The organism is Wolbachia endosymbiont of Frankliniella intonsa, from assembly GCF_029856955.1.
GTDB lineage: Bacteria > Pseudomonadota > Alphaproteobacteria > Rickettsiales > Anaplasmataceae > Wolbachia.
This window is the reverse complement of record NZ_CP097148.1, coordinates 1,251,259-1,267,571: the sequence shown is the minus strand read 5'-3', so window position 1 is coordinate 1,267,571 and position 16,313 is coordinate 1,251,259. Positions and strand designations below refer to the sequence as shown.

At 32.5% G+C, this 16,313-nt stretch carries 19 protein-coding genes, 1 tRNA gene and 5 pseudogenes; 15 read left to right on the top strand and 10 right to left on the bottom strand.

Going from position 1 to position 16,313, the window contains the following annotated elements; genetic code table 11:
* Nucleotides 1-38: 38 nt before the first annotated feature.
* Nucleotides 39-467, bottom strand: a complete 429-nt coding sequence (locus M3L71_RS07090; protein ID WP_280144174.1) for an IS630 family transposase — start codon at nt 465-467, stop codon at nt 39-41.
* Complete coding sequence (locus M3L71_RS07085) at nt 460-864, bottom strand: IS630 transposase-related protein (protein WP_280143501.1); 405 nt, start codon at nt 862-864, stop codon at nt 460-462. The genes M3L71_RS07090 and M3L71_RS07085 overlap by 8 nt, the downstream gene beginning before the upstream one ends.
* A 358-nt stretch (nt 865-1,222) precedes the next feature.
* Between M3L71_RS07085 and M3L71_RS07080 the strand changes: the two genes are divergently transcribed.
* From M3L71_RS07080 to M3L71_RS07050, 7 genes are all read left to right on the top strand, one after another.
* Nucleotides 1,223-2,014 carry a M61 family metallopeptidase gene (locus M3L71_RS07080; RefSeq protein WP_280143500.1) on the top strand — a complete coding sequence of 264 codons (792 nt, stop codon included), beginning with the start codon at nt 1,223-1,225 and terminating at the stop codon, nt 2,012-2,014.
* Nucleotides 2,015-2,079: 65 nt separating this feature from the next.
* Entirely contained in the window at nt 2,080-2,217 is a 138-nt protein-coding gene (locus M3L71_RS07075) for a hypothetical protein (RefSeq protein ID WP_280143499.1), read from the top strand.
* A complete protein-coding gene (locus M3L71_RS07070; protein ID WP_264336399.1) occupies nt 2,207-2,554 on the top strand; it encodes a transposase in 348 nt (115 codons plus the stop codon). The genes M3L71_RS07075 and M3L71_RS07070 overlap by 11 nt, the downstream gene beginning before the upstream one ends.
* 10 nt (nt 2,555-2,564) lie before the next feature.
* A complete protein-coding gene (locus tag M3L71_RS07065; RefSeq protein ID WP_349292750.1) occupies nt 2,565-3,083 on the top strand; it encodes an IS630 family transposase in 519 nt (172 codons plus the stop codon).
* Nucleotides 3,084-3,714: 631 nt separating this feature from the next.
* Entirely contained in the window at nt 3,715-4,074 is a 360-nt protein-coding gene (locus M3L71_RS07060) for a recombinase family protein (RefSeq protein WP_280143227.1), read from the top strand.
* A gap of 62 nt (nt 4,075-4,136) precedes the next feature.
* Complete coding sequence (locus M3L71_RS07055; protein ID WP_280143498.1) at nt 4,137-4,433, top strand: hypothetical protein; 297 nt, start codon at nt 4,137-4,139, stop codon at nt 4,431-4,433.
* Nucleotides 4,420-5,148 (top strand): recombinase zinc beta ribbon domain-containing protein, encoded by a 729-nt coding sequence (locus M3L71_RS07050; protein ID WP_280143497.1) that lies wholly within the window; start codon nt 4,420-4,422, stop codon nt 5,146-5,148. Before M3L71_RS07055 ends, M3L71_RS07050 begins: the two co-directional genes overlap by 14 nt.
* Nucleotides 5,149-5,173: 25 nt before the next feature.
* On the opposite strand, the gene M3L71_RS08495 is transcribed toward M3L71_RS07050, so the two are convergent.
* Complete coding sequence (locus M3L71_RS08495; RefSeq protein ID WP_410543466.1) at nt 5,174-5,722, bottom strand: IS630 family transposase; 549 nt, start codon at nt 5,720-5,722, stop codon at nt 5,174-5,176.
* Nucleotides 5,653-6,030 carry an IS630 transposase-related protein gene (locus M3L71_RS08490; protein WP_410543482.1) on the bottom strand — a complete coding sequence of 126 codons (378 nt, stop codon included), beginning with the start codon at nt 6,028-6,030 and terminating at the stop codon, nt 5,653-5,655. The genes M3L71_RS08495 and M3L71_RS08490 overlap by 70 nt, the downstream gene beginning before the upstream one ends.
* Before the next feature lie 48 nt (nt 6,031-6,078).
* On the opposite strand from M3L71_RS08490, the gene M3L71_RS07040 reads away from it, so the two are divergent.
* A complete protein-coding gene (locus tag M3L71_RS07040) occupies nt 6,079-6,318 on the top strand; it encodes a hypothetical protein (protein ID WP_280143495.1) in 240 nt (79 codons plus the stop codon).
* 211 nt (nt 6,319-6,529) lie between these two features.
* On the opposite strand, the gene M3L71_RS07035 is transcribed toward M3L71_RS07040, so the two are convergent.
* Nucleotides 6,530-6,602: transfer RNA gene (locus M3L71_RS07035), tRNA-Thr, on the bottom strand.
* Between the two features lie 28 nt (nt 6,603-6,630).
* On the opposite strand from M3L71_RS07035, the gene M3L71_RS07030 reads away from it, so the two are divergent.
* The 3 genes from M3L71_RS07030 to pdxH are packed head-to-tail and all read left to right on the top strand — an operon-like array spanning nt 6,631 to nt 8,285.
* Nucleotides 6,631-6,843, top strand: coding sequence for a hypothetical protein (locus tag M3L71_RS07030; RefSeq protein WP_280143494.1), 213 nt, complete (start codon nt 6,631-6,633; stop codon nt 6,841-6,843).
* Nucleotides 6,844-6,860: 17 nt separating this feature from the next.
* Nucleotides 6,861-7,676: a bifunctional DNA-formamidopyrimidine glycosylase/DNA-(apurinic or apyrimidinic site) lyase gene (gene mutM / locus M3L71_RS07025; RefSeq protein ID WP_280143493.1), complete on the top strand. Its 816-nt coding sequence runs from the start codon at nt 6,861-6,863 to the stop codon at nt 7,674-7,676.
* A gap of 15 nt (nt 7,677-7,691) precedes the next feature.
* Complete coding sequence (pdxH, locus tag M3L71_RS07020) at nt 7,692-8,285, top strand: pyridoxamine 5'-phosphate oxidase (protein ID WP_280143492.1); 594 nt, start codon at nt 7,692-7,694, stop codon at nt 8,283-8,285.
* 252 nt (nt 8,286-8,537) lie between these two features.
* Here the strand turns inward: pdxH and M3L71_RS07015 are convergent.
* Nucleotides 8,538-9,605 (bottom strand): annotated as a pseudogene (locus M3L71_RS07015) (IS3 family transposase).
* Between the two features lie 99 nt (nt 9,606-9,704).
* Here M3L71_RS07015 and M3L71_RS07010 point away from each other — a divergent pair.
* Nucleotides 9,705-10,022: pseudogene (locus M3L71_RS07010) on the top strand (transposase); the annotation flags it as partial.
* Nucleotides 10,023-10,201: 179 nt separating this feature from the next.
* On the opposite strand, the gene M3L71_RS07005 reads toward M3L71_RS07010, so the two are convergent.
* The 4 genes and pseudogenes from M3L71_RS07005 to M3L71_RS06990 form a co-directional block, all read right to left on the bottom strand.
* Nucleotides 10,202-11,116: a P44/Msp2 family outer membrane protein gene (locus tag M3L71_RS07005; protein ID WP_280143491.1), complete on the bottom strand. Its 915-nt coding sequence runs from the start codon at nt 11,114-11,116 to the stop codon at nt 10,202-10,204.
* A gap of 59 nt (nt 11,117-11,175) precedes the next feature.
* Nucleotides 11,176-12,402, bottom strand: a complete 1,227-nt coding sequence (gene mtaB / locus M3L71_RS07000; RefSeq protein ID WP_280143490.1) for a tRNA (N(6)-L-threonylcarbamoyladenosine(37)-C(2))-methylthiotransferase MtaB — start codon at nt 12,400-12,402, stop codon at nt 11,176-11,178.
* Nucleotides 12,403-12,621: 219 nt separating this feature from the next.
* Nucleotides 12,622-12,966, bottom strand: a complete 345-nt coding sequence (locus M3L71_RS06995; protein ID WP_280143489.1) for a hypothetical protein — start codon at nt 12,964-12,966, stop codon at nt 12,622-12,624.
* Nucleotides 12,967-13,066: 100 nt separating this feature from the next.
* Nucleotides 13,067-14,099: pseudogene (locus tag M3L71_RS06990) on the bottom strand (IS3 family transposase); the annotation flags it as partial.
* Between the two features lie 83 nt (nt 14,100-14,182).
* Between M3L71_RS06990 and M3L71_RS06985 the strand changes: the two are divergent.
* The 3 genes and pseudogenes from M3L71_RS06985 to M3L71_RS06975 form a co-directional block, all read left to right on the top strand.
* Nucleotides 14,183-15,078, top strand: a pseudogene (locus tag M3L71_RS06985) (IS630 family transposase); the annotation flags it as partial.
* Between the two features lie 59 nt (nt 15,079-15,137).
* Nucleotides 15,138-15,991: pseudogene (locus tag M3L71_RS06980) on the top strand (IS630 family transposase).
* A complete protein-coding gene (locus M3L71_RS06975) occupies nt 15,988-16,131 on the top strand; it encodes a hypothetical protein (protein ID WP_280143202.1) in 144 nt (47 codons plus the stop codon). The pseudogene M3L71_RS06980 and the gene M3L71_RS06975 overlap by 4 nt, the downstream one beginning before the upstream one ends.
* Nucleotides 16,132-16,313 lie beyond the last annotated feature (182 nt).

Below are 16,313 nucleotides of genomic sequence, written 5' to 3'. Positions count from 1 at the left end.
AGTATGACTTTTTCCCCATTATTCTCTATCTGTTCTTTCTATAGCGGGAATTGGTATAAGTCTGTACATTTATACATTAGAGGTCTGAGGCGGCTTTTGATGGTATGCCAACAGTGTTCTATGGGATTCAAATCTGGTGAATATGTTGGAAGATACAGCACATGAAAGCCAAAAGACTCTATTAATGATTTTGTTTTAGTGGTCTTATGAAATGTAGCATTATCCATAACTATGGTTGTGCCAAGTGGCAATTTAGGTAATAACATCTTCTCCAACAATATATTGAATACCTCTTTTTCACACCCACCTTTGAAAGTCATTGGTGCAATAAATCTCATTCCAATCCACCCGGCTACTATACTGATTCTCTCTCGAGTTCTCCCTGGAACATCTGCATAAATTTTCTTTCCTCTTGGAGCACGTCCATATTCTCGGTATAACTTATTATCAACTCCTGCTTCATCTATATATAAGATGCTGGAATGTTCTATTTTGAGATTTTATCAATAAATTGCTGCCTATCTTCTTGATTGCGCTCTTGATATAGTGTGACTTTTTTAAAGTAATTTTTAGCTGTTTTAGTCTATACCAAATTGAATTTATTCCAAATCCAAGATTTTGTTTCATCTCTGCCAGAGTATGATCTGGATTCTTTGTAACATATTCTTCGAGTATTTTTGGGTCTATTTTTCGAATAAAGCTACCGTTTTTAGATGGCTTTAAGCTTTCACCAGCAGCTTTCTTTTTTAACCAGCGGTACAGAGTTGCTATTCCTATCTCCATGAGCTCTGCTATCTCAACCTTTGTCTTCCCTTTTTCTATCATCAATACTGCCTTTTCCCTTAAATCCACACTATATGCCATTATAACTCAAATACTTTGTTATACCTTTATCATTTGCTTTGGGAAATACTATAGTATGACTTTTTTCCCCATTATTCTCTATCTGTTCTTTCTATAGAGGGAATTGGTATGACAATTTTAGAAGTTTTGATCTTGATAAAAGAAATAAGCTTTATACCAATGCTCATAATAGTATCAGTCTTGTAAATATTATTAATAAAATTATCTTAGCTCAAGATAACTTATTCATACTAGAAAGTAAGCCGTATAATATAGTACTTGTTGATAATCCCAATCTTAGTAGAACTACAGGTGCTGCAGGAAAGGACTATGTAATTATTGAGGGAAGCTTAAAAAAAATATCAAAGATTATACTAGAGTGATATCACATGAATTAATTCACAGATATATAGGACATATAATAGCGCAAGACAACGATAAGAAAAATGAAATAAAATATAAGTGGTTTTTTCAAGGATTTACGGAATTTTATGGAGTGAAAACCTTACTTGACACGAAACTTATTAATAAAGATGAATATTTAGAAATAATTAATACTATTTTAAAAGAATATTTTAACTCCTTAGTACTTGATATTAATTTTGAAAAGGTAGGCAAAAAACATTTACTTGATCAAAACATAAGCATGTTGAGCTATAACAAAGGTTTTATTCTTGCAATGATAATTGATGAGAAATTAAATGAGATTAGTAATGGAGAATATAACTTATTAAATGTTATAAATAGAATAATAAATGAAGCGACTTCAAAGCAAGTTAATTTTAATGTTGACTTATTTGCAAGTCATTTAAAACATTACTTACCAGAGTCTTTTATAAAAGACATCATAGCCTCTATAAGAGATTCTAGCATACTTCTCAGTCTATTACCCGGTAGATTACTAAATAAAAATTTAACTTTCCAAGATAATGATAAGTATAGTGATATATGCTTTAACTTAACCAGAAGTCTAGAGATACAAAAAATACGTGGGGTTAAATTAGGTAGTGATTGCCATAATATGGGACTCAAGAATGGTCAAGAACTAAAGTGTTATAGTATTGACTTTAATAGTGGTAATATTAAGTTAAAAGTCCTTGAAAACAAGATACCGAAAGTTATACATTTGAAAGCAAATAAAATGACGAGTAGCATTCCAATATATAAATAGCTCAGATAAATGCTTGACAAAAGCTATAGTAAACCTAGACTTTGCTATTTTAAAGCAAAATAATTATGGTAAACAATAAAGAAAAACAAGTGGATTTATTATTAGAGCGTCTTAGCGTTAATATTGGTCAAGTTAGTAGTATAGTATTTCCCAAAGCAAATGATAAAGGTATAACAAAGTATTTGAGTTATAATGGCATATAGTGTGGATTTAAGGGAAAAGGCAGTATTGATGATAGAAAAAGGGAAGACAAAGGTTGAGATAGCAGAGCTCATGGAGATAGGAATAGCAACTCTGTACCGCTGGTTAAAAAAGAAAGCTGCTGGTGAAAGCTTAAAGCCATCTAAAAACGGTAGCTTTATTCGAAAAATAGACCCAAAAATACTCGAAGAATATGTTACAAAGAATCCAGATCATACTCTGGCAGAGATGAAACAAAATCTTGGATTTGGAATAAATTCAATTTGGTATAGACTAAAACAGCTAAAAATTACTTTAAAAAAAAGTCACACTATATCAAGAGCGCAATCAAGAAGATAGGCAGCAATTTATTGATAAAATCTCAAAAATAGAACATTCCAGCATCTTATATATAGATGAAGCAGGAGTTGATAATAAGTTATACCGAGAATATGGACGTGCTCCAAGAGGAAAGAAAATTTATGCAGATGTTCCAGGGAGAACTCGAGAGAGAATCAGTATAGTAGCCGGGTGGATTGGAATGAGATTTATTGCACCAATGACTTTCAAAGGTGGGTGTGAAAAAGAGGTATTCAATATATTGTTGGAGAAGATGTTATTACCTAAATTGCCACTTGGCACAACCATAGTTATGGATAATGCTACATTTCATAAGACCACTAAAACAAAATCATTAATAGAGTCTTTTGGCTTTCATGTGCTGTATCTTCCAACATATTCACCAGATTTGAATCCCATAGAACACTGTTGGCATACCATCAAAAGCCGCCTCAGACCTCTAATGTATAAATGTACAGACTTACAACTTTTGGTTGGTAATACCATAATGGAAATTTATCCATTCATTTTAGAAAATACTATGTCATAAAAAGGATAGAGAAATTTCTATCTAACTTTTCATTAGAGCTATTTTACGGTAATTATTCAAGAGTTGAAGGATTTGGCAAAAGAAGTCCTTTTGTATTACCGTTAATATGTGTTTCCAATAATGGTAATCTCGGCCCACTAGATGATTTGAGAACATGTGTCCCTCATAAGTTTGTTGAATATAACATAAGCAATACTAGTTGGGCTAAGTTCTTATCAGATAAATTTTTTAATAACTTTTTGAGTGATATGGAAAACAGGCCTGACGATTGTAAGCAGTGTTGTTATGAAAATATTTGTGGTGGGGGAAGTTATGGTAACAGGTTTAACCCTGCCAACGTAAGTTTTAATACACCTACGACAATGTTGCCAATAATTTAAAACTTGAAAAAAGTATTTCCAGAAAACTTTTATGTCCAAAAGTAAGAGCTCCATTTATTTATGACGCTAATGACGAACTAATTATCAGCTTTAATGTAGTGGATTAATAATGAGCATATTATTTAAATGGAATGTTATGAACAGTAAAGAAAGATTTGCCATACGAGTTAGTTATGAACCTGATAGGTTGGCAGAGGTATATTTATTATACGCCTACACAAAATTAATGCCAGTGCTAAAGTATTCAGTAAATGCAAATAAAAAAGAACTTCAAGGAGGATCAAATGTTAACAGTAAGCTTATATGCAAGAGTTTCTTCAGAAAAACAAGTACAAGAGAATACGATTGCAAGTCAACTTTCAGCTTTAGAAAATAAAATTAAAGCAGATGGGCATGAATTGCTAGATGAACATAAATTCGTTGATAATGGCTATAGTGGATCTAATTTAGTTCGTCCTGCCTTAGAAAAATTACGTAATAAAGTAGCAGAAGGTAAAATTGACATAATCTATATTCATTCTCCTGATCGTTTATCGCGTAAATATGCATATCAGATGGTTTTACTTGAAGAATTACAGAAAGCAAAAGTAGAAGTAATTTTTTTTAAATAATCAGATTAATGATAGTCCATAAGCTCATTTATTGTTACAAATGCAAGGTATGATAGCAGAATATGAACACACAAAGATTACTGAACGATGTCGTCGAGGAAAAATTTATGCAGCTAAAAGGTAGTGTAAATGTAATGTGTAGAGCTCCTTACGGCTACCGTTATATAAATAAACAGATGGAAGGAGGACAAGCTCGGTTTGAAGTTTATGAAGAAGAAGCGGAAGTGGTTCGTAAGCTATTTTCTTGGATAGGCAGAGAAAGAATGAGTGCTGGAGAAGTATGTCGCCAGCTAAATACCATGTCTATCATGTCAGCGAAGGGAAATTCTGGAATAAAGGCACGCTTTGTGGTACACTAAAAATCCTGTCTATAAAGGACAAGCAGCTTTTGGTAAAACAAAGGTAGGTGCAAAGCTGCCGCAAATAAGACCATACAAACATTCCTGTGAACAACCTAAAAATAATAGTTCTACCTATCGTGTTGGAAGGGAACATTGGATTTACATTCCAGTACCTAAAATAGTTGATGAAGATTTGTTTGATATAGTTCAAAAGCAATTAGCTGAGAACGCAAAAAGGCAAAGAGCAAGACAAATAGGAACAACTAATCTATTGCAAGGCTTATTGGTATGCAAGCGTTGCCAGTATTCTTATTATGCTAAAAGATATGGCAAGTCTCAAAAAAAATGTTATCGTTGTATTGGCTCAGATGCTTACCGTTTTGCTGGTAATAAGATTTGTAATAGTAAAACAATTCGTGCTTCTACATTAGAGACAGCTGTGTGGGAAGAAGTTAAAAGCCTATTAAAAAATCCAAACAGAATTTTAAAGGAATATCAGCGTAGGCTCTCAGAACTTCAAAAATCACCATGTGATCAAATAACTGATTCACTTAAAAAACAAGATGATAAGCTGAAACAAGGCATTTCAAGACTTATTGATAGCTATACTCAAGGGTATATTAGCAAAGAAGAATTTGAACCACGAATTAAAGCAGCAAAACAGAGCTTAAAAATAGTTAAAGAGGAAAAGAAAAAAATATTCAATCGAAAAAATCTACAACAAGAATTATAGCTCTTTTCATAATAGTCCGGAAAGTTCATAGAAAAGCAGAATCAACAGCATGACGAAAAGATGTGAATAGAGGGATGTTTTTCCTAGCTCTATTTTTTATAGCAAACCAATGATGCTCAATTTTATTGAAATCTGGGGAATACGTAGGAAGATACAAAATTTCAGCACCAACTTCTTTAGCAAGTTCAGTAATCTTATTAGACTTATGAAAAGTAGCATTATCAAGGATAACAGTTTGTCCAGGTTCCAAAATAGGTGTCAAAAACTGCTCAAACCATTTATTAAAGATATCCATATTACAATGGCCCTCAAATGTTAACGGAACAACTATTTTTCTACTATTTAGAGCTGCAATCATGCTAATTCGTTGAGTTTTCTTTCCAGATTTTAGGGCATAAAATCGCTGTCCTTTCTGAGAATATCCATAGGGATAGTCTTCGGTATTATCAATACCAGATTCATCTATATATACTAAGTTTTGAGGTTCTTTCGTTGCTATAATTTTCAAAAATTCAGCACGTTTTTCTTCATTCCTTTCTTTGTATCCATATGTCTTTTTTGCGTGTGAGTCCAATTTTTAAGAGCTAGATGAATCGTTGGGATACTAACATTACTCCAAAGCTTAGCCATTTCCGATAGAGTTTTCCACCATGTTTTTTTGGCAAATTCAGTAAATTTATTCCAGTCGGTAATTTTATGATTATAACCTCCATTTCCAAGTTTTTTCGACTGAAAATCTCCTGTTTCTTTTTTTCTTTGCTGCCACTCCCATAATGTAGTTCTTCCAATTTTAAATCTTGCTGCTACCGTTTCTCTGCTTTCCCCTTCGTCTAGTACCTCCATTGCTTTTTTTCTTAAATCATAACTATATGCTGCTGGCATACTTACCTTCACTACTATAAACTCTTATTTTAAACCGTTTGGACCATTATGAAAAGAGATATAACTCTCGTTGTAAACAATTTAGAAGAGTTTTTTTCCAATATTAAATCAAAGCTTGATGATTTAGATTGGCTAACTAAACGTAATGTTATCAGAATATTAGTTAAGCGAATTGAAGTTGATATTGAAGAAGTAAATATAGTGTTTCGAGTAAAAGATATACCTCATTCTACAGAACATCACAATGAAAAAGGTCAAAATTTACAACATTGTCGTAGTAGTCAATAATCCTTCAGTATATTGTGAGGGATTTTTGGCAAAGGATTATACAATTTCTTTTAATGCATGGATTTTCTAAAGAAAAATTACGGCAGGTATTATTGAATAGTAATGCTGAAAAAGCAGCTTAATGGTAGTGTATAAAAGGTATTTACTAGACGTTTTTCTATAATCTAATTAGCATCTAGAGGATTGACTTTATGAATATCGTCCTCTAAACTGCCGTTACCAAGATTCGAACTTGGGACCTCGTCATTACCAATGACGTACTCTACCACCTGAGCTACAACGGCAAGTTCACGTATTATGATAATGAATAACATGAAAAAAAATAAGGAAAAAGAAGAAGAGAGAAAAAGATTGGCAAAAGCTTTAAAGCAAAATATTCTAAAAAGAAAAAAACAGCAACAGAGTAGACAAAGCAGAACCCTTCCAAAATTTCTTTGTGGTGAGGAATTTTTAGGAGAAAGCGCCGCAGAATACCCAAACGTATTTGAGGAAGCTTTAACAACAAAATTACCATCAGAAACTTAAGTTTTGAAGGAGGTATCATGCCAGAACTCCCAGAAGTGGAAGTCATCTCTAACTTCTTATTTGATAAAATCAAAAATAAGAAAATAAGCAATTTTACAGTCAATAATTGGAATTTGCGTGTACCAATAACAAAAAATATTGATGATTTGCTAAAGGGCAAAGTTATAAATGATATCAAGCGTAGAGGTAAATATATAATCTCGAATATAGATGATAGTATGGCTGTAATCATACATCTTGGCATGAGCGGAAAGCTTATATATGCTGAAGACAATCAAGCACAGAACAAACATGATCATGTGATATTCTTATTTTCTGACAACACTTCACTAATCTTTAATGACCCAAGAAGGTTTGGATTAGTGATTGTTTTAAACAGAGAGCAAGAACTAAATTTTTTTAATAACCTAGGAATAGAACCCCTCACAGATGAATTTGACGGAAATTATTTACAGAAGTTGCTAAAGAACAGAAAAGAAAATATCAAATCAGTATTAATGAATAATAAGCTAATAGTTGGCGTAGGTAACATATATGCTTCTGAGAGCTTATTTAGAGCTCGAATATCACCACTTAGGCTAGCACAAGATTTAACATATATAGAGTGCGAAAAACTTGCTATCGAAATAAAAAATACTCTGAGTGATGCAATTGCTGCTGGTGGTTCAACACTGAAAGATTATGCACAACCATCTGGATCTGCTGGATACTTTCAAAATAACTTTTACGTATATGGTAAAGTGCAAAAACCTTGCAGAATCTGCAACAATATCATAACACTTATACGACAAAATGGTCGTAGCACTTATTTTTGCAATGCATGTCAGAATTAAATTTTATTTTTGCATATGACACTCTCACCTGAAAAAGATCCTTTTGATTTGTTCTCAAAGTGGTATCAAGAAGTACTTAATTTTCCGTGTAAAGAGTCAACTGCAATGACGCTAGCAACGTGTAGCAAAGACTGCATTCCATCTGCAAGAGTGGTATTACTAAAGGAGTATAGTAAAGAAGGTTTTGTGTTCTTTACTAACGCAAACAGTAGAAAAGGGAAAGAATTGACTGAGAACCCCAAAGCTGCACTCGTATTTCATTGGACAGAATTTTCTAGACAAGTACGAATTGAAGGAGAAGTTAGGCTTCTAAGCGGCAAAAAGGCTGACGAATATTTCTCTTCTCGAGCACGTGATAGTCAAATTAGCGCGTGGTGCTCAAAACAATCAAGAGTTCTGAAAAATTGGCAAGATTTTGAGAGGGCTATAGAATTGAAAGAGAAAGAATTTCACAATACACAAGTTTCTCGTCCTGACTTTTGGGTGGGATTTTGCGTAATCCCAAAGGTAATTGAATTTTGGCAAGAAGGTGAATATAGGAGACACACTAGATTTAGATATACTCTTGTTGAGAAAAGCAATTGGAAAGTGGAACAATTATATCCCTAACGTTAGAGAAAGCTACTCTGCAGATCAAAGATAAGGATTTATTGTCATAACAAGGAAAGTAACTTTTTATGGCTTAAAACTTGTTGTATGTAACGTATTGTATAGTATTTCCTAAAGTGAATGATAAAGGTATAATAAAGTATATAGTGCACCCATTTGTCTAGACCATTTTTTTAAAGTGATCCGATTTTTAAAATGAATATGTTGATAAATACGTCGACACACATTTAAAGTATTTATCAATATATTCATTTACTGTTTATGATAATAAAGATCAGCAGGAACTTTATAATTTAGAGTCTGATGTAGCCTTCTATAGTTATACCAACCAACAAAGTCATTTATTATAAGATTCAAATCTCTGATACTATTTGGTCTATAATAATATATAGCTTCTTGCTTTAAAGTTCTCCATAAGCGCTCAACAAATATATTGTCGAAGCAACGTCCTTTATGGTCCATACTGATTTTAATATTAGCATGCTCTAATTCCGTAATAAAGTTGTAGCAAGTAAACTGTACCCCTTGATCACTATTAAAAATCTCATGTTTACCTTGTTTTAGAGCTTCTTTGAGAGTATAAAGGCAAAATCCAGCATCGAGATATGGTGATAATGAATGAGCAATAATATAGCGACTATACAAGTCCATTATTGCCACAAAATAGACAAACTTACCTTCTACCATAATATATGTTATATCAGTAGCCCATACCTGATTAACTCTACAAATAATCAAATCTTTGAGTAGATAAGGATATATTTTATGCTTTTTTCTTTAATACTTGTATTACATCTTTTCTACAATACAGCCCACTAATCTTCATTTTTCATAATTCTTAAGATTTTTGCGATTGACTACTACCCCACTCGCTATGATTTCAGCAGTAATTTTACGATATCCATAACGGCAATCAGAAGCCAAATATACTTCTTGAATCAAATTTGCTACTTCACTTTCGTTATTAATTATAGGCCTATAATATAGGCTAGATCTGCAAATCCCCAATAAATCAGCATGTTTCCTAATTGACAGATCAGAATCTTTTTCTATAAACCTTACTCTATCTTTTTTGCTTATTTCAGTAATTTTTTTCAAATAGCTATTTTCCACTGTCAATTCTCCTATTACTTTATGTAAACTTTCTATTTCTTGCGCTAAGATTCTTTGTTTTCTCGCACTTTCACTTTCTTCAACAAATAGGTCTTTTAACCTTGCCAATACTCTATCACGCCAATCATATAGATTTGTTGATGGTATTTTATATTCACTACATATCTCAGCTGTGCTTTTTTGATTTTTTATTGCTTCCAAAGCTATCTTTGCTTTTAACTCTGGTTCATATTTTTTTTTGTTGCCATTCTTTTACCCCTTTACCTTCCTACTCGGATCAACCATTTTTTTGTCTAGTTTATGGGGTGCATTATAATATTTCTGGAGCAGATGTCGAAAGATTTAGGCACGAAAGAAGCCTTTCTTGTAATGGATTGTGCAAGTTGGCATAGATCAAAAAGTTTGAAAATTCAGGAAAACATTACCATCATATACTTGCCTCCTTATTCACCGGAACTGAATCCTGTTGAAAGGTTGTGGCAATATATCAAATACAATACTTTACGCAATAGTATCTACGATACCATAGGTTTACTTGAAGATGTTTTGTGTAATTTTATTGTCAATATTTCCAGTACTACTATTAAACGAGTTTGTAATGTTTCTTATTTGTTCCGTCAGTAATGGATTTTGGTATTACTCCTCTTATTCTTCGAAGCTTCTCTTCATCAAGTTTACTTACCTGCTCAAAATTTATACCTTCCCTAATATTGCTTCTACTACTTGTTTCTTAAGTTATCCAAGAAGTCTAATGGCAAGCACTGACCACTTTTGCTTCAGATGCCCTTGAACAGATATTATTACTAGAAATTAAACATCAAACCAACTTCAATATTATGAGTGGATATATCGTCTGCAATAGGTGTTGGAATATTAAAGTAACGATAGCCGAGAAAGGTTTTAACTTCTGGAATTACTGAGTAATCAACACCAAGCTTTATTTGATAAACAAGCCAAGGAACATTCAGTGGCACTAAATTTTTAGATGATTTATCAATCCTTTTTAATCTAAAAACTGTTGATCCTATACTAAGACCAATATACGGAGCAAATTGAGTATTTTGAACATTAGGGTTATAGTAAAAATTTAATAAGAATGCAGATACACTTGCTGATTTATCAAATACCGGAGGAGAGTTACTATCTTCAATATTGACTTTAGAATACATGGTCTCAAAATCAACTCGTCCATTTTCTCCAGCATAGTAACCTACAGATATGCTGCTAAGCCACTGAAAATCAATTTTACCGTTAAATTTTTTTATGTTTTTAATTTCATCTCCTAAGAATAGGTCTAAAAGAAAACTACCATAACGGCCCTCAGCTAAAGCAAGAATTCTTTTTCCTATTTCACGTATACCCTCCACAAATACTTCTGAGCTATCAGAATATATCTTACCACCATTAGCACTAACATAGAAATCAAGTTTTTTTGATTTTTCCTTTGTAGGTTCAGCTTGATCTGCAATACTTGGCCACATATTTTTCTGATTAGCTACTTGGAAAACAGAAGGTGAACTACTTTCAAGTTCTTGACATTTTATTGGCACTTCTTTTTCAGTAACTTCTTCAGAATGTATCACACTTTCATTATTGTCCGTTTCTAATTTTAAGGGCTGCACTTGCTCAATGTGTGTATTATTACTGATATAAGTAATAACAAAATAGACACACGTAATGAAGATGAAAAATAAAGCAATAGATATTCTAATTATCATAAATGAATTATCACTTATAGTATAACTACTATATCATATATTCCTTTAATGTACAAAAATTAAGAAATAATATTTCCAATTAAACAATTATTTTCTATTCCTTTAACATGAGCTTTCACAATACTTTTAGCTTGAACTCTTGATGTAAGTTTTATTAATGCAAAATTTTCTGTTCTACCAATATTATTCTGCTCAACCAAAACGCTTTGCTCAGTGCCGAGCAAAGACTGATAAAAACTGCTCATCATTTCTCTATTTATTTCTCTTAGATGCTTTACTCGTTCTTTACGTACATTCTCTGGTATTTGTGGCATCCGTGCAGCAGGTGTGTTTTTCCGCTCTGAATATGGAAAAGCATGTAGATAAACTACATTTATTTTTTTCAGTAAATCAACTGTATCCTGAAACATTTCATCAGTTTCTGTTGGAAATCCAGCAATAATATCAGCGCCAAATGCTATATTAGGTCTTAAGCTCTTCATTTTATGACAAAATTCTATCACTTGTTCTCTATTGTGACGACGTTTCATTCTCTTTAGTATTAAATTATTACCAGACTGTAGACTCAAGTGTAAGTGAGGCATAAGTCTTGACTCATTAGCTATTAAATCCATTAGTTCATCATCCACTTCAGCAACATCAATAGAGGAAAGTCTTAGTCTCTTTAACTGTGGTATATCCTTTAAAACTCTTCTAATCATTGAACTGAGTGATTGCTTACCAAACAAATCTGTACCAAAGTCAGTAATATCAACACCTGTAAACACCACTTCTTGATACCCATTTTCTATAAAAATCTTAATTTGCTCTATAATATTGTTTACTGGCACAGATCGATTATTTCCTCTTGCCTCAGTAATTGAGCAAAATGTACAACTATGATTACAACCATTTTGAATTTCAATAAATGCCCTTGATTTATCTTCAAATCCATTAATGAGAATAGGTTCTACTTGGTTATCACTTACTAAGATTTCATCATTATTTAGTAGATAATTTTCAGCTCTTAGCTTGTCTTGATTACCTAGAACTTTACTTACACCAGGAATATCACTATATGATTTAGGATCTAATTGAACGGCACAGCCAACTACGATAATTTCTTTACTTGGGTCGTTTTTATAGATCTTACGTATTTTTTGCTTCACTTGGCGTTCTGCTTCGTTTGTCACTGCACAGCTATGCACTACAACAACATTTTCTCTCTTTGCTTTTTTTAATGCTTCTTTGATTAACTCACTCTCGTAGAAATTTAGACGACAACCAAATGTTATTACTTCATTCATGCTTTTGCTTTAATAGATCTAAATTATATCAAATATCCAAGCAAAATGACTATTTTTTTGGTAGATATTATAATTTAAGCATAACCTCTAGAGTTGAAAATCACAGGAAGAATTTGTAGATATACAGTAAGATCATTTAGCATTAAAAAAAGCTTAAGGCCAATGATGTTAACCTCAAGCGAATATAAACCAAAAAACATTTTGCTAAACCTTGAAGCTCTACCATGCAAATTCATCTATATCATTTGGTACATAAGTGTCAGAATAAGCTTCATCCAAACTTTCTGCTTTCCATGGAAGCCATGAAGAAGGTTTTATCTTCTCTAAAACTTTACCTGGTATTGATGTTATCTCTTGCTTTACGTCTTCTTTTAATTTTTCTATTTGTAACCGAGCAAAATCTTCCACGCGAACCATGAGTTTATCTGTTAGCTCTTTTATCATGTCTTGATTTTGTTCTGCAACTTTCTTTGTAATAGGTACGACAATTTTACTTATAATCTCCGTTCCTAATGGAACAACGATTTGCTTTGCAACCTGATCACTAACAGGTTTATAGTGCACCCATTTGTCTAGACCATTTTTTTAAAGTGATCCGATTTTTAAAATGAATATGTTGATAAATACGTCGACACACATTTAAAGTATTTATCAATATATTCATTTACTGTTTATGATAATAAAGATCAGCAGGAACTTTATAATTTAGAGTCTGATGTAGCCTTCTATAGTTATACCAACCAACAAAGTCATTTATTATAAGATTCAAATCTCTGATACTATTTGGTCTATAATAATATATAGCTTCTTGCTTTAAAGTTCTCCATAAGCGCTCAACAAATATATTGTCGAAGCAACGTCCTTTATGGTCCATACTGATTTTAATATTAGCATGCTCTAATTCCGTAATAAAGTTGTAGCAAGTAAACTGTACCCCTTGATCACTATTAAAAATCTCATGTTTACCTTGTTTTAGAGCTTCTTTGAGAGTATAAAGGCAAAATCCAGCATCGAGATATGGTGATAATGAATGAGCAATAATATAGCGACTATACAAGTCCATTATTGCCACAAAATAGACAAACTTACCTTCTACCATAATATATGTTATATCAGTAGCCCATACCTGATTAACTCTACAAATAATCAAATCTTTGAGTAGATAAGGATATATTTTATGCTTTTTTCTTTAATACTTGTATTACATCTTTTCTACAATACAGCCCACTAATCTTCATTTTTTCATAATTCTTAAGATTTTTTTGCGATTGACTACTACCCCACTCGCTATGATTTCAGCAGTAATTTTACGATATCCATAACGGCAATCAGAAGCCAAATATACTTCTTGAATCAAATTTGCTACTTCACTTTCGTTATTAATTATAGGCCTATAATATAGGCTAGATCTGCAAATCCCCAATAAATCAGCATGTTTCCTAATTGACAGATCAGAATCTTTTCTATAAACCTTACTCTATCTTTTTTGCTTATTTCAGTAATTTTTTTTTCAAATAGCTATTTTCCACTGTCAATTCTCCTATTACTTTATGTAAACTTTCTATTTCTTGCGCTAAGATTCTTTGTTTTCTCGCACTTTCACTTTCTTCAACAAATAGGTCTTTTAACCTTGCCAATACTCTATCACGCCAATCATATAGATTTGTTGATGGTATTTTATATTCACTACATATCTTATACCAATTCCCGCTATAGAAAGAACAGATAGAGAATAATGGGGAAAAAGTCATACTAGAGTAAGTGAAATAGCGAGGTATAAATGGCATTAAGGTCAAAACTATTAGACGAAAGAGTTGTAAATTTAGCGAAAGAAATGTTAAAAAGGTAAGAAATAACGCATATGTTTCAAAAAGTTACAAGCGGTGATAGCAGGAAAAGAAAGTAGTATAAGCGCTGTGGCAAGAATATGTAAAATTTCAAGGACTGCTTTGACTGAATGGATAAAGCATCTAAAATTTGGTAGAGTAGAAAAATTATTTGCCCCGTTTCAGCGGAGAAGAAAAAGCAAATTAAACAAAAATCAACGTGAGCAAATTGAAATATGGGTAGAAAGAAATCCAAATATTACTATTAAGGAAGTACAAATAAAAATCTCAGAGGAATTTGCCCTAAACATCAGCAAATCAACAGTGCACCGTGAGATACAAAGGATGAAATTTTCTTACATAACACCGAGGCCAATGGACCATAAACAAGATAAAAACAAGCAAGAAGAGTTTAAAAGATACTTCAATAAAATAGTCAATTTCCACCCTAAAAGGGAGGTGTTTTTTTGATGAATCACGATTTGGGACTCATTCAAAAATCGGACACGGATGGTTTAAAAAAGGGGTCAGAACGCAGGTTAAAATGAAAATTGGTAGACAAAATTTCTATATCTAAAGTGCGGTAAATCCAAGAAGTGGTAAGAAAATTAGCCTACTTGCTCCATATGTAAACACTGATTGTATGAATATATTTCTGGAGCAGATGTCGAAAGATTTAGGCACGAAAGAAGCCTTTCTTGTAATGGATTGTGCAAGTTGGCATAGATCAAAAAGTTTGAAAATTCAGGAAAACATTACCATCATATACTTGCCTCCTTATTCACCGGAACTGAATCCTGTTGAAAGGTTGTGGCAATATATCAAATACAATACTTTACGCAATAGTATAGCTCTTTTCATAATGGTCCAAACGGTTTAAAATAAGAGTTTATAGTAGTGAAGGTAAGTATGCCAGCAGCATATAGTTATGATTTAAGAAAAAAAAGCAATGGAGGTACTAGACGAAGGGGAAAGCAGAGAAACGGTAGCAGCAAGATTTAAAATTGGAAGAACTACATTATGGGAGTGGCAGCAAAGAAAAAGAAACAGGAGATTTTCAGTCGAAAAACTTGGAAATGGAGGTTATAATCATAAAATTACCGACTGGAATAAATTTACTGAATTTGCCAAAAACATGGTGGAAAAACTCTATCGGAAATGGCTAAGCTTTGGAGTAATGTTAGTATCCCAACGATTCATCTAGCTCTTAAAAATTGGACTCACACGCAAAAAAGACATATGGATACAAAGAAAGGAATGAAGAAAAACGTGCTGAATTTTTGAAAATTATAGCAACGAAAGAACCTCAAAACTTAGTATATATAGATGAATCTGGTATTGATAATACCGAAGACTATCCCTATGGATATTCTCAGAAAGGACAGCGATTTTATGCCCTAAAATCTGGAAAGAAAACTCAACGAATTAGCATGATTGCAGCTCTAAATAGTAGAAAAATAGTTGTTCCGTTAACATTTGAGGGCCATTGTAATATGGATATCTTTAATAAATGGTTTGAGCAGTTTTTGACACCGATTTTGGAACCTGGACAAACTGTTATCCTTGATAATGCTACTTTTCATAAGTCTAATAAGATTACTGAACTTGCTAAAGAAGTTGGTGCTGAAATTTTGTATCTTCCTACGTATTCCCCAGATTTCAATAAAATTGAGCATCATTGGTTTGCTATAAAAAATAGAGCTAGGAAAAACATCCCTCTATTCACATCTTTTCGTCATGCTGTTGATTCTGCTTTTCTATGAACTTTCCGGACTATTATGAAAAGAGCTATATCTACGATACCATAGGTTTACTTGAAGATGTTTTGTGTAATTTTATTGTCAATATTTCCAGTACTACTATTAAACGAGTTTGTAATGTTTCTTATTTGTTCCGTCAGTAATGGATTTTGGTATCAGCTGTGCTTTTTTGATTTTTTATTGCTTCCAAAGCTATCTTTGCTTTTAACTCTGGTTCATATTTTTTTGTTGCCATTCTTTTACCCCTTTACCTTCCTACTCGGATCAACCATTTTTTTTGGTCTAGTTTATGGGGTGCATTATAGTTCAGTTAGCCCAATCATTT

Excerpts from the sequence above, each read along its gene's own strand:
- mtaB (WP_280143490.1), bottom strand. The coding sequence starts at position 12,402 with ATGAATGAAGTAATAACATTTGGTTGTCGTCTAAATTTCTACGAGAGT.
- M3L71_RS07005 (WP_280143491.1), bottom strand. The coding sequence starts at position 11,116 with ATGATAATTAGAATATCTATTGCTTTATTTTTCATCTTCATTACGTGT.
- M3L71_RS06975 (WP_280143202.1), top strand. The coding sequence starts at position 15,988 with ATGAACTTTCCGGACTATTATGAAAAGAGCTATATCTACGATACCATA.
- pdxH (WP_280143492.1), top strand. The coding sequence starts at position 7,692 with ATGACACTCTCACCTGAAAAAGATCCTTTTGATTTGTTCTCAAAGTGG.
- M3L71_RS07085 (WP_280143501.1), bottom strand. The coding sequence starts at position 864 with ATGGCATATAGTGTGGATTTAAGGGAAAAGGCAGTATTGATGATAGAA.
- mutM (WP_280143493.1), top strand. The coding sequence starts at position 6,861 with ATGCCAGAACTCCCAGAAGTGGAAGTCATCTCTAACTTCTTATTTGAT.
- M3L71_RS07060 (WP_280143227.1), top strand. The coding sequence starts at position 3,715 with ATGCAAATAAAAAAGAACTTCAAGGAGGATCAAATGTTAACAGTAAGC.
- M3L71_RS07055 (WP_280143498.1), top strand. The coding sequence starts at position 4,137 with ATGAACACACAAAGATTACTGAACGATGTCGTCGAGGAAAAATTTATG.
- M3L71_RS07075 (WP_280143499.1), top strand. The coding sequence starts at position 2,080 with ATGGTAAACAATAAAGAAAAACAAGTGGATTTATTATTAGAGCGTCTT.
- M3L71_RS07030 (WP_280143494.1), top strand. The coding sequence starts at position 6,631 with ATGAAAAAAAATAAGGAAAAAGAAGAAGAGAGAAAAAGATTGGCAAAA.
- M3L71_RS07070 (WP_264336399.1), top strand. The coding sequence starts at position 2,207 with ATGGCATATAGTGTGGATTTAAGGGAAAAGGCAGTATTGATGATAGAA.
- M3L71_RS08490 (WP_410543482.1), bottom strand. The coding sequence starts at position 6,030 with ATGCCAGCAGCATATAGTTATGATTTAAGAAAAAAAGCAATGGAGGTA.
- M3L71_RS07040 (WP_280143495.1), top strand. The coding sequence starts at position 6,079 with ATGAAAAGAGATATAACTCTCGTTGTAAACAATTTAGAAGAGTTTTTT.